A 15,185-nucleotide genomic window follows, 5' to 3' on the forward strand; every position below is an offset into this window, starting at 1 on the left:
CCCGATCCCGCCGCGACGCCGGTGCGCGAACGCCTCGACGCCGCGCGCGCCGCGCTGGCGGGGTGCGGAGCTGAGCGTAACCGAGTCCTCCCCCGCCAGGGGGAGGTGGCGCCGAAGGCGACGGAGGGGGAGGACGGCGAACCCCTCGAACCTTGAGTGCGCCGCGTCCGCCCCCTCCGTCAGGCTGCGCCTGCCACCTCCCCCTGGCGGGGGAGGATGGGAGCTGCCTCAGGCCGTCGCCGCCACCTGATACAGAAAGTCGACGAAGCCGAAAGCCGCGGCGTCCATTCCCATCACATTGGGGTTGCTGCTCTCGATCACGAAATATTCGTTGGGGGCGTGCGCACCGCTGCCATGGCCGAAGCCGAACTGGCCGGCGGGCAGGCTGAGCGGCGGCCCAGTGAAGATCACCCCCGGCCAGCTCCCCGCCAGCCGCGGTGACAGCGTCGCCGGCACGCCGAGCCGCGCGCACGTCGCCAGTTCGGCGCGGATCAGCGCGCTGGTCTCGGCGGTCTCGGTCGGGCCATAGCCGCCCGAGACATTGACCTCGACATCGCTGAAGCCGCGCTTGTCGAGATGCGCGCGCAGCTTGGCCAGCGTGTCTTCCTTGGTCATGTCGGGCACCAGCCGCATCTCGATCTTGGCGGTGGCGCGGCCGGGCAGCACGGTCTTGCCCCCCGGACCCATATAGCCCGACACCAGCCCCTGGATGTTGACCGTCGGCACCTGCGCCAGCCGCACCAGCGACTCCTCCCAGCTCATATCGTCGATCCAGCGCGACACGCCGAGCGACTTCTTCGCCGCCTCCTCGCTGTTGGCGCGCGCGTTGAGCAGGATCAGCTCGCGCTCCCGCGCGCTGAGCGGGCGCACCTTCTCCTCGATGCCGTCGATCTTCACCGTGTTGCCGTCGGGCGTGACCAGCGTCGACAGCGCCGCGACCAGCCGCCACGGCGGACTGTCGACCCGCGCCTTCTCGCTCGAATGGATGTCGCCCTTGGGCCCGCGGCCCCATTTCTCGCCTGACACGGTGAGCTCGAACTCGACCGCGCCCTTTGCCCCCAGCGCGAGCGTGACGCCGCCCGTCGCCGGGCTCTGCCAGCCGGTCGGGATGATCACCCCGACGGTCCTCTTGAGCGCGGGGGCGACTTGTGGCGCGGTCACGATCTCGTGGAAATTGGGCGAGGCGATCTCCTCCTCGCCCTCGGCCACCAGCACGAGATTGACCGGCAGCTTGCGCCCCGCCGCCTTCATCGCGTGCAGCGCGGCGAGGAAGGTCGCCTGCGGTCCCTTCTGGTTCACCGCGCCCCGGCCCATCACCACCTTGCCGAAGCCGGGCTTGTCGATCAGCTTCGCCTCGAGCGGAGGATGCTCCCATTCCGCCGGGTCGAACTGCTTGACGTCGTACATGAAATAGATGCCGAGCGTCTTCTTGGCGCCGGCGTCGAGCGTCGCGAACACCCCGGGCTTGCCCTTGGACGGGACGATCTCGGCATGCTGGAAGCCGGCGTCGAGCGCCAGCTGCTTCATATGTTCGGCGCCCTCGGGATAGCCGCGATTCTCGGCCGCGATCGAGGGCAGGCGGATCCAGTCCTGCAGCCGCTTGACCGCCGCATCGTGCCCGGCGGCGATCGCCTTCTTCACGTCCGCCATATTGTCGGCCGCCAGTGCCGCGCCCGGCGCGCTCAGCGCCGCGCCGGCCACTGCGCACTTGAGCATCGCGCGCCGCCCGATGATGCCGTTCGCCTCGTCCATGTGCCGCCCTCCTGCTGATCGGGTCAGCCTAGCGTGGCGCGGGCGGACTGCAATCTAGGGCTTGGAGGCCCGCTTCGCCCCGGTCACGCTGCGCAACGCGCGGACGCGCGTCTCGAGCTCGGCACGCTCGGACTCCGACAGCCCGCCTCGCGCGAAACGTTCCTCCAGCACCGCGATCTGGCGGCTCTCGCGGCGCAGCGCCCGGGCTTCGCGCCGCGACAGCTGCCCGCTCTCGCGCCCGTCGCGGATCGAGCGGTCGGCCTGCCCCAGTTCGCGCGCCACGCCGGGAAGGGCGGGCGAGGGGGCCGGCCAGCGCACCCCGCCCGAAGGGTCGCGAATCTGCGCGGCGGCGGGGAGGGCGGTCAGCGCGACGGCGGCGGCAAGCAACGCGATTCGCATCGGTCAGTCTCCCGTGGCGCCTTCACGAAGCGCTCCATCCCGTTGTGACTGGCCGAAGCTTTCCCGAGGCTGACCGGCGCGCGGGTAATTTTCTGTGGACGAATCCCCGGCACAAAAAATTGTGGGTTCCGCGTTCGTTCTCTTGCTTTCTGAAAAGGCGAGGAAGGTCCGCGCGTCGCGTGCGCCGGGCCGTTGCGGGCGCGCCATGAGCCGAGTCAAATCAGCGACGAACCGAGTCTTTCATTTGTCATTTACGGTCTTGCCTCCCGGGCCGATCTGCCACAATCTCTAGTGGCTAGACAGGGGGTCGAGCCCAAGCACTGGTGGAACACCGTCCGCGACCCCATATCGCGGCATGGGCCCGCTCGTGCCTTGGACCGGGCGATGGACACTTTTTGTTCTCACGCTCAGGTGTGCGCGGTGGTAATATCGCCGGATGCCCCCGAGTCGTATGTTTGAGCGGGCAAGGGACGAACGACGATGGACTTCAGGGAACAGCAGGAAGCAAGCGTGAGTGAGACCGTGACCGATACCACCGCGACGCCGACTGTGGCGACGCCCGCAGCAGACTCGGCGATCGCCGAGACCAAGGCCGCTCCCGCCAAGGCGAAGAAGAAGGCCGATTCCAAGGCGGTGAACCCGCGGCCCTATCCGGTCGAGGTCGATCACTCGCGCGACGCGCTGCTCACCGAGTTCGGCAAGGAGACGCTCAAGGACCGCTACCTGCTCCCGGGCGAGACCTTCCAGGACCTGTTTGTCCGCGTCGCCTCGGCCTATGCCGACGATGCCGCGCACGCCCAGCGCATCTACGACTATATCTCGAAGCTGTGGTTCATGCCCGCCACCCCCGTTCTCTCGAACGGCGGCACCGGGCGCGGCCTGCCGATCTCCTGCTTCCTCAATTCGGTGCCCGACAGCCTCGACGGCATCGTCGACACCTGGAACGAGAATGTCTGGCTCGCCTCGCGCGGCGGGGGCATCGGCACCTATTGGGGCAATGTCCGCGGCATCGGCGAGCCGGTCGGCCTCAACGGCAAGACCTCGGGCATTATCCCCTTCGTCCGCGTGATGGATTCGCTCACCCTCGCGATCAGCCAGGGCAGCCTGCGCCGCGGCTCGGCCGCCTGCTACCTCGACATCTCGCACCCCGAGATCGAGGAGTTCCTCGAGATCCGCAAGCCGTCGGGCGACTTCAACCGCAAGGCGCTGAACCTCCACCACGGCGTGCTCATCCCCGACGCGTTCATGGAAGCCGTGCGAAACGGCGAGGAATGGGTGCTCAGGTCGCCCAAGGACGGCTCGGAGCGCGGCAAGGTCGACGCCCGCGCGCTGTTCCAGAAGCTGGTCGAGACCCGTCTCGCCACAGGCGAGCCCTACATCGTGTTCGCCGACCACGTGAACAGGAACATGCCCAAGCATCACCGCGACCTGGGCCTCAAGGTCTCGACCTCGAACCTGTGCAGCGAGATCACCCTGCCGACCGGCAAGGACCATCTCGGCAACGATCGCACCGCGGTGTGCTGCCTGTCCTCGCTCAACCTCGAGACGTGGGACGAGTGGAAGGACGCCAAGGGCTTCGTCGAGGACGTGATGCGCTTCCTCGACAATGTGCTGCAGGACTATATCGACCGTGCCGAGCCGGGCATGGAGAAGGCCGCCTATTCCGCCAGCCGCGAGCGTTCGGTGGGCCTCGGCGTGATGGGCTTCCACTCCTTCCTCCAGGCGCGCGGCCTGCCCTTCGAGGGGGCGATGGCCAAGACCCACAATCTGCGCATCTTCAAGCACATCAAGGCGCAGGTCGACGAGGCATCGATGCAGCTCGCGGTCGAGCGGGGCCCATGCCCCGACGCGGCCGACATGGGCGTGATGGAGCGCTTCAGCTGCAAGATGGCGATCGCGCCGACCGCGTCGATCTCGATCATCTGCGGCGGCACCTCGGCCTGCATCGAGCCGATCCCGGCCAACATCTACACCCACAAGACGCTGTCGGGCAGCTTCGTGGTGCGCAATCCCTATCTCGAGAAGATCCTGATCGAGAAGTCGAAGAACTCCGACAATGTCTGGAACTCGATCCTCGAGCAGGGCGGCTCGGTCCAGCATCTCGACTTCCTCTCGCAGGAGGAGAAGGACTGCTTCAAGACGTCGTTCGAGATCGACCAGCGCTGGCTGCTCGAGCTCGCCGCAGACCGCACCCCCTATATCGATCAGTCGGCCTCGCTGAACCTGTTCATCCCGGCCGATGTCGAGAAGTGGGACCTGCTGATGCTCCACTTCCGCGCGTGGGAGCTCGGCATCAAGTCGCTCTACTATCTCCGCTCCAAATCGGTGCAGCGCGCCGGCTTCGCGGGCGGCGTGGAGGCCGACAACACGATCGAGAAGCCGCAGTTCAACCTCGGCGAGAGCACGGACTATGACGAATGTCTGGCGTGCCAGTGAGGTGGGGCGAGCAGGTCTGAGAGGAGACCGGCATGGACCAGAAAACAGGCTGCACCCTGTCACTGATCGGCGCGGCGGTGGTCGTGATTCTCGTCGCGCTGTTCGTCTGGCCGCAGTACCGCGTCTATTCACAGCGGCTGGCGGGCGAGGCCGCGCTTGCCGAGGCGCAATCCTCGCGTCAAGTCGCGATCCTCGAGGCACGCGCCAAGAAGGAAAGCGCGATCGCGCTGGCCGAGGCGGAGGTGATCCGCGCACGTGGCGCGGCGCAGGCCAATGCGATCCTGCAGAACAGTCTGGGCGGACCGGAAGGCTATCTGCGCTATCTGCAGATTCAGGCGCTCGAATCGAGCAAGGCCTCGCTGATCTATGTGCCGACCGAGGGCGGTCTGCCGGTCACCGAATCGCGGCGACTGGCGACCGGGCCGCAAGGCGATGGGCAGTGAACGGCACGGCGATGGCGCCGACGGCGCACGCCCCGTGCGCGCCTTTTCGCGACCTCCGGCGCCATCCCGGTCTAGTGCCGGGGCCAGCGTGCCGCTCAGATCGGCTCGCCCGATTCCTCCTCCTCGAAGGTGATCGCGACATCGGCATTGGCGGAGAGCCGCACCTGGTCCCCCTCCACCTCGGCGATCAGCCCGGCGGGGATGTAATGGTGGTGGCGCCCGCCCTCCGCGGCGCCTTCGATCTCGGCGCCGCTGTCCGCCTTGATCAGCTTGATGCGCCAAGAACCGTCGGGGGCGCCCTCGACGCGGTCGACCGTGCCGATATGGACGCCGTCGGCGCCGATCACTTCCATATGCTCGCGGATGTTGCTGGTGTCGGCCATTTGTCGCCTCCTCATGCGTTGATGCGTGGAATGCCGTCGGGCGCTCAACGCCCGTGCGCCCCTTTCGATGCAGGAGTCCGACCATGAAGCTTCGTTCGACCCTCGCGATCGCCAGCCTCGCCCCGCTCGCCGCCTGCGCGCAGCAGGTCGCCACCGCGGTCTCGCCGCAAGCGCCCGGCTTCCTGCTCGGGCTGTGGCACGGCTTCATCTTCCCGATCGCCTGGGTGCTCTCGCTCTTCCTGCCCGAGGTCGCGGTCTATGCCGTGCCCAACAATGGCGGCTGGTACGATTTCGGCTTCTTCCTCGGCATCGTCGTGTTCGGCGTCGGCTCGTGGCGCGGCAAGAAGGTGGTGGTGCGCGAGAAGGTGGTGAGGGTCCGCGACTAATGACCCGCGCCCTCGCCCTCCAGGCCGGCATCGGCATCGCCAGCGGCGTCGCGGGCCTCGCTTTGCTGCGCCGCCGCGCCGCCACGCCCGAGGGCGCCTATGCCATGCGCATCGCCGGCATGATGCTGGTCGCGCTCTGCCTGTTCCTCACCGGCTTCGCGCTGGTGTTCAGCCTGGCGAGCGCGGCATGACCTGGTGGGATGGCTTCATCTGGCTCGTGCTGGCCGTGATCTTCGTGCAGGGGATCGTCGCCGTGCGCGCGCCCGAACGCGTGGCCGCTTACAACATGTGGAAATACCGGCTCATCGGCGCGCGTCCCGCCGAACCCGGACCGTTCACGCTCAATTTCTATCGCGCGACGGGAAGCTTCGCGATCATCGTGTCGCTCGTTCTCGCCGCCAAACAGCTTTTCGACTTCTGACCAAGGACCGTTGCAATGCCCCTTCTCGAAGCCCGCAAGACCTACAAGCCCTTCGAATATCCCTGGGCCTATGAGTTCTGGAAGCGCCAGCAGCAGGTCCACTGGCTGCCCGAAGAGGTGCCGCTGGGCGAGGATTGCCGCGACTGGGCGCAGAAGCTCACCGATCACGAGCGCAACCTGCTCACCCAGATCTTCCGCTTCTTCACCCAGGCGGATGTCGAGGTGCAGGATTGCTACCACGAGAAATACGGCCGCGTGTTCAAGCCGACCGAGATCAAGATGATGCTCGCCGCCTTCTCCAACATGGAGACGGTGCACATCGCCGCCTACAGCCACCTGCTCGACACGATCGGCATGCCCGAGAGCGAGTACGGCATGTTCCTCGAATATGCCGAGATGAAGGACAAGCACGATTACCTTCAGAAGTTCGGCGTCGACACCGACGAGGACATCGCCAAGACGCTCGCCATGTTCGGCGGCTTCACCGAGGGGCTTCAGCTCTTCGCCAGCTTCGCGATGCTGATGAACTTCCCGCGCTTCAACAAGATGAAGGGCATGGGCCAGATCGTGTCGTGGTCGGTCCGCGACGAGAGCCTGCACTGCGAGGGCATCACCCGCCTGTTCCATGCCTTCGTCAAGGAGCGCGACTGCCTGACCAAGGCGGTCAAGGACGACATCATGGACGTCTGCCAGACGACCGTGCGGCTCGAGGACGCGTTCATCGACCTCGCGTTCGAGCAGGGCCCGGTCCCCGGCATGACGCCCAAGGAGATCAAGAAGTATATCCGCTTCATCGCCGACTGGCGCCTGAACCAGCTCGGCCTCAAGCCGATCTACATGATCGACGAGCACCCGCTCCCCTGGCTCACCCCGCTGCTCAACGGCGTCGAGCACGCCAACTTCTTCGAGACGAGGGCGACGGAATATTCGAAGGGCGCCACGCGAGGGAACTGGGGCGAGGTGTGGGACTCGTTCGACAAGCGCCAGAAGGCCAAGGCCGGGCCGGCGGCGAACGAGGATGGTGGCGCTGAGGGCGGGTTGTTTGATGGGACGGTGGCGGCGGAGTAAGGCGGTGTCACCTAAAGAAACGGGGGATCAGAATAAATCACAGGGCATCCCCTGTGGTATAGTTATGCCTATCTCATCAATTGGTGGTTGCTCCGAGCGCCATTGGGAAGACGTGCTACAAATAATCACTGATGCGGTTTCTGATGTAGGCTTCTCTGCAAAGCTGGTGAGCACGGCTGATGAGATCACTGTCATTCAAAGGACTATCGTACAAAATTTGTATAATCTACCGATAGTAATCTGCGACGTGAGCGAGAAGAATCCCAACGTTATGTTTGAGCTCGGCATGAGGTTGGCATTTGATAAGCCCACAATAATCATTAAGGATGATTTTACTGGATTTAGCTTTGATATGGGGGTGGTCGAGCACGTTGAGTATCCGAGAGATTTGAGATTCGGAAAAATTATAGACTTCAAGGCTAGGCTGGGTGAGAAAGTTAAGGCGACTTACAGTAAGTCTCAAAATGACAGGGATTTCTCTACATTCTTGCGGCATTTTGGACAATTCAAGCCAGCAGACATTTCCGAACAAGAGATGTCTGGTCAAGAATACATTATGGAGCAACTATCATCGTTGATGATGAAAGTTGATAGAATAGGTCGGTCTAAAAAGAGCTATCAATCCAGGTCTCAAGAAGCAAGCCCGGATGAACTTGATATCTGCTGCCAAGCTCTTCCGGAGAGCTACATTGCATCCCTGAAGCGATTTGTGGACGGCGAAGATAAGATAATATCAAGTCGGATTTCCAACGTAGATGGTCATATTCACCTGTTTGCGAGATGCTCTGACGAAAGTCCCTTTGAACGCGCGCGATTGGAAAAGGCATTTAGAGAGAAGGCTAGGGATATGTTCCTTTCTGACCCTAGATTTGGACCTGAGCTGGAACTGAATCGATAGATTGCCCGGGCCGCATGGGCTTCATTACACCGCGTGCAGATGCGTCCGTAGATTGCCTTCCCATTGCGCATCCCATTTTCCTACACGAACCAATTAGGTTAAATACCCCGGCTCCCCTAACCAAAGGAGCCATCCCATGAAGCACGACCACCCCACACCCGACACCCCCGCCGATCCTCTCGAAACCTACACCCCCGTCACCCTGCGCACCCGCCACGACGGCTGGACCGCGGAGCGCCAGCGCGGCTTCCTCCGCGCCCTCGCCGATACCGGCTGCATCTCGGAGGCCGCGCATGCCACCGGCATCACCCCGCGCTCGGCCTATCGCCTGCGCCATCATCCCGACGGCAAGGCGTTCGCCGCAGCGTGGGATCAGTCGCTTCGGATCGCCACCGCGCGGTTGATGACCACGGCGTACGAGCGCGCGATCAAGGGCGGCGTGCGGGAGATGTGGCGCGAGGGCAAGATCGTCGCCGAGGTGCGCGAGCCGTCGGACCGGCTGCTGATGTGGCTGCTCGAGCGTAACGCGATCACCGCCGGCGTCCATGCCCTGGGCGGCAAGCCGGTCGGCATGATGGATTGGAGCACCGCCGGCGGCGCCGTGTTCGATGCCGCGCTTGCGACGCTCGCCGACAGCAGTGTCCCCGCCGAGCCGCTCACACCGCTCCACTATCAGGTTCCGTCCATCGCCGACGGCCGCGAGGCGCTATCCCCGCCCTACGCCGAGGATGACGACTATGATTACGAGGACGGCTGACTCGCGCGCGCGTGGCAGTGTGACTTTTGGGACTTTCGGGAGATCGCGACGACCCTCACAGCCACAGCCCGACGGTCACCAACGCCCCCTCGCTCACCTCGGCGGCCTTGCGCACCGCGGCCTTGACCGGCAGCACATAGCCGCCGCTCGACGCATGCGGAAAGGCCGAGGTCTCGAACGCCACCCCGTCGACGCTCGCCCGCACCCGCACCGATCCGAAGCCGCGCGCCCCGCCCAGCGCGCGCCGCTCGAAGCCCAATGCGCGGATCGCGTCCGCCGCCTCGCCGGTGATCGTCACGAAATACCAGCTCGCCTTGGCCGGCGGCGCGGGCGTCCAGCGCCACAGCTTGGTCTCGATCTCGAACGCGGGGTCGCCGTCATGCGCCATTCCGCCAGCGTCTAGCCGGATCGCCTCCCGCCCGGAAGCCGTGCCCGCCGCCTGCCCCGGCGCGGCGGCTCAGTGCCACCGCGTCGGGGTCGCCGCGTCCGGCTTGGCGACGATCTGCCAGTCGTCGCGATACAGGATCGTGCCCGGGCGATGCGTCACGTGACGCGTCACCGGCACGCCCAGCTCGTGCAGCAGCGCCGCCAGCACATGGGCGTGCGCGATCATCGCCTGCGCGTCGTCGCGGAACCAGCAGATGCCGTGCGCCCGCCAGCGCCGCTTCGATCGCACGCAGAAGGCGCGCCACCGCGGCACCGGCAGCTCGCGCTCGAACCAGCGGATCTCGTGCCACAGGGCACGCGCGATGCCCTCCGGCGTCGCCGCGTCGCGGGCATGGGTATAGGCCGGGCCGAACAGGCCACGGTCCACGCCGCGGCGGACCTCCCACCCCGGCGCGATGAAGCGCAGATACATGACGATGCTCCCCCGCGCGGGGCGCGGGACATTTGGATTGCTTGGGAAACGGGCCGGCCGCTCGGGGCCGGCGGCTTACCCAGCCGTGGCTGGTCGCCGCGTTTCAGGGAGCGCGGAAACGAAGTTGAACATGTCCGCCCTCCTCAAATGGGTCCGGCCGATCCGGACGAGCGCGCCGCCGTTAGCAGCATTGCGCCGGAAGATAAAGTCGCAGGTGAAACGATCAGCGCCGCAGCCACCGCCCGATCAGGCTCCTGTCGCGCAATATTTCCCGCGCCGCATTGTGCCCCGGCGCCCCGGTTACCCCTCCGCCCGGATGCGTGCCCGCGCCGCACATGTAGAGGCCCGCGATCGGCCCGCGATAGTCGCCATGCCCCAGCACCGGCCGTGCCGCCCACAATTGGTCGAGCGACATGCGCCCGTGGAAGATGTCGCCCCCGACCAGCCCGAACTTGCGCTCCAGGTCCAATGGCGAGTGGACCTGCCGCGCCAGGATCGAGCCCCGGAAATTGGGCGCATGCTCGGTCACCGTGTCGATGATGTCGTCCGCCGCCGCCTCGCGCTCGTCGTCCCAGCTGCGCCCGTTGGGCAGCGCCGGAGCGAAATGCTGGCAGAACAGGCTCGCGACATGCGCGCCCGGCGGGGCGAGGCTGTCGTCGACGGTCGAGGGGATGGTCATCTCCACCACCGGCGCGTTCGACCAGCCATATCGCACCGCGTCTTCGTGTGCGCGGTCCATATAGTCCATGGTCGGCGCGATGATGATGCCGCTGCGGTGGTGCTCGCCATCCCTGCCCGGCAGCACGGTGAAGTCGGGCAGCTCGCTCAGCGCGACGTTCATGCGGAAGCTGCCCGAGCCGGTCTTGAACCCCGCGATCCGCCGCCGGAAATCGTCGTCCAGGTCGCTCGCGTCGATCATCTGCCGGTACAGCAAGGCCGGCCCGACATTCGCCGCGACGATCCCCGCCGCGATCTCCTCGCCGCTCGCCAGCCGGACCCCGGCGACCTTGCCGCCATCGACCAGCACTTGGCTGACCGGCGCCTCCAGGCTGATCTCGACCCCCACCTCGCGCGCCGCGTCGGCCATGTACCCGGTGATCGCGCCCATGCCGCCGACCGGGTGGCCCCATGCACCCTTCTTGCCGTTCACCTCGCCGAACACATGGTGAAGCAGCACATATGCCGATCCGGGCGCCGACGGCCCGGCGAAATTGCCGACCACCGCGTCGAACGCGAAGGCGGCCTTCACATGGTCGTTCTCGAACCACTGGTCGAGAAACTCGCGCGCCGACTGGACGAACAGCGCGAGCGCGTCGCGTTGCCCCGCGATCGGCATCTTGGCCAGCTCGCGCCCCTGCGCCGCCGCGGCGAGCAGCGCCGCGATCCCGCCGCCCGCATTGGGCGGGGTCTTGAGCGCCATCGAGCGCAGCATGTCCGCGACCCGCTCCAGCGCCTCTTCGTATCCGGGGAGTGCCGCCGCATCCTTCTCGGAGAAGCGTGCGAACTCGGCCCGCGTCCGCTCCGCCCCGCCGCCGAGCTTGAGATACCCGCCGTCGAGCGGGAAGAAGTTGGAGATGGGCCGCTCGATCACGCGATACCCGCGATCGACCAGCTTCATGTCGGCGATCACCTTGGGCTGGAGCAGGCTGACCGTGTAGCTCGCCGCCGAGTTGCGGAAGCCGGGATGGAATTCCTCGGTCACCGCCGCGCCGCCGACCACCGCGCGCCGCTCCAGCACCCGCACCTTCATGCCGGCGCGGGCGAGGTAGAAGGCGCAGACCAGGCCGTTATGCCCGCCGCCGACGATTAGCGCGTCGTAACGCGCCGTCATTTGGACAATTCGGTCACTACCCGCCGGAAATAGGTCACCGCCGGCGCCAGCTCGCTCAGCGGCGTGCGCTCGTTGAGGCCATGGGCGAACTGATCGGACTGTTTCATGAAGATCGGCGCGATGCCGTAGCTCGGCACCCCGCGGCCGCGGAAATGCATCGAATCGGTCGCCCCGGCGGACATGCTCGGGATGACCTTCACATCGGGGTAGCGGGCATGGATGCCGTCGCTCACTGCCTTCATCACGTCGGGCCGCAGCGGCGAGGCGGGGGCGGGCGGCTGGTGCTGCGGTCGTCATGCTTGACCGTCAGGCTCGGCTCCGCCGCGATCTCGCCGAGCTTGGTCCCGATGCTCTCGATCGAGTGGCCCGGAAAGATGCGGCAGTTGACGTTGGCGGTGGCGCGCTGGGGCAGGGCGTTCTGGGCGTGGCCGGCATTGACCATGGTCGGCACGCAAGTCGTTCCGATCTGCCCGACCAGCCCGTAATTGGCGCGCAGCACCTTGAGCGCCGCTTCGTCCTGCGGGTTGGCGAGGAAGGCGCGGATCGCCGCGGCGTCCTCGGGCTTGGCGGTCTCCGCCGCGACCGCGAGCGAGGCCTTGGTGATCTCGTTGACCTCGGCCGGGAATTTGTACGTACCGATCCGCTCGAGCGCCCGCGCCAGCGTCACGATCGCGTTGACCGGCCGCGGCGCGCTCGAATGGCCGCCGGGATCGGTCACGGTCAGGATGAAGTCGGCATAGCTCTTCTCCGCCGCCTGCAGCCCGTAATATTCGGGCTTGCCGTCGGGCGAATAGCGCCCGCCGCCGCCGTCGATGTTGAGCAGCAGCTCGGCGCCCGCGAACTTCTCCGCCAGCGCGGCGGTGGTCTTCATGCCGGTCTCTTCGTCGCCCGAGCCTAGGAAGACGATGTCGCGTCTCGGCTTGAATCCGTCCTTCTTGAGCTGGATCAGCGCCGCGATCATCGCCGACACGCTGAACTTGTTGTCGGTGGCGCCGCGGCCATAGATATAGCCGTTCTCGACCACCGGGGTGAATGGATCGCGCTCCCAGTCCTTGGGGTCGGCGGCGACGACGTCCATATGGCCGATGATCGCGATCGGCTTGGTGCCGGCCCCGGCGGTGCCGCGATAGCGCGCGATCAGCATCGCGGTGTCGTCGATCCGCTCGACCGTCACGTCCTCCGCCGCGAAGCCGCCCGCGATCAGCGCGTCGCGCAGGTAGTTGGCATAGTCGGGCGTCTGGTTGCCCGGCCCGGCGACGGTGCGGAAGGCGATGCCGCGCTTGAGCAGCTCCAGCGCCTGGGCATCGGCCTGGGGCGCCGCCTTTTGCGCATGAGCAGCACCCGTCGCCGTCATCATCGCCACTGCCGCAACCATCATCCGCATATGCTGTCCCCTCGCTATTTACGGCTCAGGCTAGAGCCGCGCGCGCGGATCAGCAATGCGGGGCAGGGATCATTTCAGCCGTTCGGCATGCCAGGCGACATGCTCGGGCAGGAAGGAGGAGATGAAATAATAGCTATGGTCATAGCCCGGCTGCATGCGCAGCGTCAGGTCGATCCCGGCGTCGCGGCACGCTTTCTCGAGCAGCTCGGGCTTGAGCTGCTCGGCGAGGAACGGGTCGGCGTCGCCCTGGTCGACCAGCAGCTCGGGCACCGACAGCCCGTCCGCGATCATCGCGCAGGCGTCATAGGCGCGCCAGTCCTCGCGGTCGCCGCCGATATAGCCGGTCAGCGCCTTCTCGCCCCACGGGCAATGCAGCGGCGCGCAGATCGGCGCGAAGGCGGAGACCGAGCGGAAGCGGTCGGGGTTGCGCAGCCCGATGGTGAGCGCGCCGTGCCCGCCCATCGAGTGGCCTGTGATGCCCTGGCGGGAGAGATCGGCGCAGGCGAACTCGCGCAGGATCAGCGCGGGCAGCTCGTCCTCGACATAGGAGCGCATGCGGTAATTGGCGGCCCAAGGCTCCTCGGTCGCGTCGACATAGAAGCCGGCGCCCTGGCCGAAATCATATGCCTCGTCGTCGGGCACGCCGTCGCCGCGCGGCGAGGTGTCGGGGGCGATGAAGATCACGCCATGCTCGGCGCAGGCCTGCCGGTACTCGCCCTTCTCGGTGACGTTCGCGTGGGTGCAGGTGAGGCCCGAAAGGTACCAGAGCACGGGCAGCTTGGCCCCCTCTTCATGGTCGGGGACGAAGGCCGAGAAGGTCATCGGCGTGTTCGTGGCGATGCTCTGGTGGCGGTACACGCTCTGAGTGCCGCCATGCGCCTTGGTCGAGGAGAGGGTTTCGAGGGTCATCTGAACACCAATGTCCGGTTGCCGTTGAGGAACACGCGCCGCTCGCCCAGCGCATCGACGGCGCGGGCGAGCACCTGCGCCTCGATGTCGCGGCCGATGCGGATCAGGTCGTCGACGCTGTCGCGGTGGTCCACCCGCTCCACCGCCTGCTCGATGATCGGCCCCTCGTCGAGGTCGCTGGTGACGAAATGCGCGGTGGCGCCGATCAGTTTCACGCCGCGCTCGTGCGCGCGATGATAGGGCCGGGCGCCCTTGAAGCCGGGCAGGAAGCTGTGGTGGATGTTGACGCAGCGCCCCGCCAGCCGGTCGGCGAAGCCGGGGGTCAGCACCTGCATGTAGCGGGCGAGGATCAGATAGGGCGCGCCGGCCGCGTCCATCACCGCCTCGATTTGCCGCTCCTGCTCGGCATTGCCGCCTTCGCCGACGGGAAGGTGGTGATAGGGCACGCCGTGCCACTCGGTGAGCCGGCGCAGCGTGTCGTGGTTCGAGACCACCGCGACGATCCGCGCCGACAGCGTCCCCGATTGCTGGCGGTGGAGCAGGTCGTTGAGGCAGTGCGACCCCTTCGACACCGCGACGACGAGCCTGGGCTTCTCGGCGCTTGCCGACAGTCCCCAGTCGAGCGCGAGCTCCGCCGCGACCGGCTGGAACGCCGCGACCAGCGCCTCGCGGTCCGCCGGGAACCCCGGCCCGCCGCGTGTGAAGACGACTCGCATGAAGAAGCGCCCCGTCTCCAGGTCGGCATATTGCTGGCTGTCGAGGATGAATCCCTCGTGCCGGGCGAGGAACCCGCTGACCCCGGCGACGATCCCCACCCGGTCGGCGCAGGTGAGGGTGAGGATCCAGCCGGCTTCGCTCATGCCGCGGGGCGGTGGATGGCGCAGAGCTTGTTGCCGTCCGGGTCGCGGACATAGCTCAGATGCATCGGCCCCAGCGCCCCTTGCCGCAGCCCCGGCGGGTCCTCGATCGAGGTGCCGCCATTGGCCACCGCGACGTCGTGGAACGCCTTCACCTGCTCGGGCGAATCGCACTTGAACCCGATCGTCCCGCCATTGGCGAAGGTCGCGGATTCACCGTCGATCGGCTCGGAGATGCAGAAGGTGCCGCCATTGTGGCGGTAGAACAGCCGGTGGTGCCCGGTCTTGGCGACGTCGCGGTGCGCTTCGCCCGCAAAGCCGAGCGTGCCGAGCACCGCGTCGTAGAACGACTTGGACCGGTCGAGGTCGTTCGATCCGACCATGATGTGGTTGAACATGGCT

19 protein-coding genes are annotated in these 15,185 nt (G+C 66.6%); 8 read left to right on the forward strand and 11 right to left on the reverse strand.

Annotated features, from left to right (window positions below):
• Positions 1 to 228: 228 nt before the first annotated feature.
• Positions 229 to 1,752 (reverse strand): M20/M25/M40 family metallo-hydrolase, encoded by a 1,524-nt coding sequence (locus ABDV68_RS00750; RefSeq protein ID WP_343517733.1) that lies wholly within the window; start codon positions 1,750 to 1,752, stop codon positions 229 to 231.
• A gap of 54 nt (positions 1,753 to 1,806) precedes the next feature.
• Positions 1,807 to 2,151, reverse strand: coding sequence for a hypothetical protein (locus tag ABDV68_RS00755; RefSeq protein ID WP_343517734.1), 345 nt, complete (start codon positions 2,149 to 2,151; stop codon positions 1,807 to 1,809).
• 480 nt (positions 2,152 to 2,631) lie between these two features.
• Between ABDV68_RS00755 and ABDV68_RS00760 the strand changes: the two genes are divergently transcribed.
• Positions 2,632 to 4,587: a ribonucleoside-diphosphate reductase subunit alpha gene (locus ABDV68_RS00760; RefSeq protein WP_343517735.1), complete on the forward strand. Its 1,956-nt coding sequence runs from the start codon at positions 2,632 to 2,634 to the stop codon at positions 4,585 to 4,587.
• Positions 4,588 to 4,619: 32 nt separating this feature from the next.
• On the forward strand, positions 4,620 to 5,030 hold the full coding sequence (locus ABDV68_RS00765; RefSeq protein ID WP_343517736.1) for a membrane protease subunit: 411 nt from the start codon (positions 4,620 to 4,622) through the stop codon (positions 5,028 to 5,030).
• Positions 5,031 to 5,125: 95 nt separating this feature from the next.
• Here ABDV68_RS00765 and ABDV68_RS00770 read toward each other — a convergent pair whose 3' ends face one another.
• Positions 5,126 to 5,413, reverse strand: a complete 288-nt coding sequence (locus ABDV68_RS00770) for a DUF2171 domain-containing protein (protein WP_343517737.1) — start codon at positions 5,411 to 5,413, stop codon at positions 5,126 to 5,128.
• A gap of 83 nt (positions 5,414 to 5,496) precedes the next feature.
• Here ABDV68_RS00770 and ABDV68_RS00775 point away from each other — a divergent pair, with 83 nt between their 5' ends.
• From ABDV68_RS00775 to ABDV68_RS00800, 6 genes are all read left to right on the forward strand, one after another.
• Positions 5,497 to 5,799, forward strand: coding sequence for a hypothetical protein (locus ABDV68_RS00775; RefSeq protein WP_343517738.1), 303 nt, complete (start codon positions 5,497 to 5,499; stop codon positions 5,797 to 5,799).
• Positions 5,799 to 5,990 carry a hypothetical protein gene (locus tag ABDV68_RS00780; protein WP_343517739.1) on the forward strand — a complete coding sequence of 64 codons (192 nt, stop codon included), beginning with the start codon at positions 5,799 to 5,801 and terminating at the stop codon, positions 5,988 to 5,990. The genes ABDV68_RS00775 and ABDV68_RS00780 overlap by 1 nt, the downstream gene beginning before the upstream one ends.
• Positions 5,987 to 6,220, forward strand: a complete 234-nt coding sequence (locus ABDV68_RS00785) for a hypothetical protein (protein ID WP_343517740.1) — start codon at positions 5,987 to 5,989, stop codon at positions 6,218 to 6,220. Before ABDV68_RS00780 ends, ABDV68_RS00785 begins: the two co-directional genes overlap by 4 nt.
• 15 nt (positions 6,221 to 6,235) lie before the next feature.
• Complete coding sequence (locus ABDV68_RS00790) at positions 6,236 to 7,288, forward strand: ribonucleotide-diphosphate reductase subunit beta (protein ID WP_343517741.1); 1,053 nt, start codon at positions 6,236 to 6,238, stop codon at positions 7,286 to 7,288.
• A gap of 4 nt (positions 7,289 to 7,292) precedes the next feature.
• Positions 7,293 to 8,186, forward strand: a complete 894-nt coding sequence (locus tag ABDV68_RS00795; protein ID WP_343517742.1) for a hypothetical protein — start codon at positions 7,293 to 7,295, stop codon at positions 8,184 to 8,186.
• Between the two features lie 136 nt (positions 8,187 to 8,322).
• On the forward strand, positions 8,323 to 8,943 hold the full coding sequence (locus tag ABDV68_RS00800; RefSeq protein ID WP_343517743.1) for a hypothetical protein: 621 nt from the start codon (positions 8,323 to 8,325) through the stop codon (positions 8,941 to 8,943).
• A gap of 55 nt (positions 8,944 to 8,998) precedes the next feature.
• Here ABDV68_RS00800 and ABDV68_RS00805 read toward each other — a convergent pair whose 3' ends face one another.
• The 8 genes from ABDV68_RS00805 to ABDV68_RS00840 all read right to left on the reverse strand — a co-directional run bounded on the left by ABDV68_RS00805 (position 8,999) and on the right by ABDV68_RS00840 (position 15,181).
• Positions 8,999 to 9,331 carry a DUF1905 domain-containing protein gene (locus ABDV68_RS00805; protein ID WP_343517744.1) on the reverse strand — a complete coding sequence of 111 codons (333 nt, stop codon included), beginning with the start codon at positions 9,329 to 9,331 and terminating at the stop codon, positions 8,999 to 9,001.
• Positions 9,332 to 9,400: 69 nt separating this feature from the next.
• Positions 9,401 to 9,802, reverse strand: a complete 402-nt coding sequence (locus tag ABDV68_RS00810; RefSeq protein ID WP_343517745.1) for a hypothetical protein — start codon at positions 9,800 to 9,802, stop codon at positions 9,401 to 9,403.
• A gap of 223 nt (positions 9,803 to 10,025) precedes the next feature.
• Positions 10,026 to 11,633, reverse strand: coding sequence for an NAD(P)/FAD-dependent oxidoreductase (locus ABDV68_RS00815; RefSeq protein WP_343517746.1), 1,608 nt, complete (start codon positions 11,631 to 11,633; stop codon positions 10,026 to 10,028).
• Positions 11,630 to 11,875 (reverse strand): hypothetical protein, encoded by a 246-nt coding sequence (locus ABDV68_RS00820; protein WP_343517747.1) that lies wholly within the window; start codon positions 11,873 to 11,875, stop codon positions 11,630 to 11,632. Before ABDV68_RS00820 ends, ABDV68_RS00815 begins: the two co-directional genes overlap by 4 nt.
• The gene (locus ABDV68_RS00825) at positions 11,875 to 13,017 is read right to left on the reverse strand and encodes a M20/M25/M40 family metallo-hydrolase (RefSeq protein ID WP_343517748.1); all 1,143 of its coding nucleotides are present in this window, start codon (positions 13,015 to 13,017) and stop codon (positions 11,875 to 11,877) included. Before ABDV68_RS00825 ends, ABDV68_RS00820 begins: the two co-directional genes overlap by 1 nt.
• A gap of 69 nt (positions 13,018 to 13,086) precedes the next feature.
• Positions 13,087 to 13,926 carry an S-formylglutathione hydrolase gene (gene fghA, locus ABDV68_RS00830; RefSeq protein WP_343517749.1) on the reverse strand — a complete coding sequence of 280 codons (840 nt, stop codon included), beginning with the start codon at positions 13,924 to 13,926 and terminating at the stop codon, positions 13,087 to 13,089.
• The gene (gene purU, locus ABDV68_RS00835; protein WP_343517750.1) at positions 13,923 to 14,786 is read right to left on the reverse strand and encodes a formyltetrahydrofolate deformylase; all 864 of its coding nucleotides are present in this window, start codon (positions 14,784 to 14,786) and stop codon (positions 13,923 to 13,925) included. The genes fghA and purU overlap by 4 nt, the downstream gene beginning before the upstream one ends.
• Positions 14,783 to 15,181, reverse strand: coding sequence for a VOC family protein (locus ABDV68_RS00840; protein ID WP_343517751.1), 399 nt, complete (start codon positions 15,179 to 15,181; stop codon positions 14,783 to 14,785). The genes purU and ABDV68_RS00840 overlap by 4 nt, the downstream gene beginning before the upstream one ends.
• Between the last annotated feature and the right edge of the window lie 4 nt (positions 15,182 to 15,185).

The organism is Sphingomonas sp. (assembly GCF_039595165.1).
Taxonomy (GTDB): Bacteria; Pseudomonadota; Alphaproteobacteria; order Sphingomonadales; family Sphingomonadaceae; genus Sphingomonas.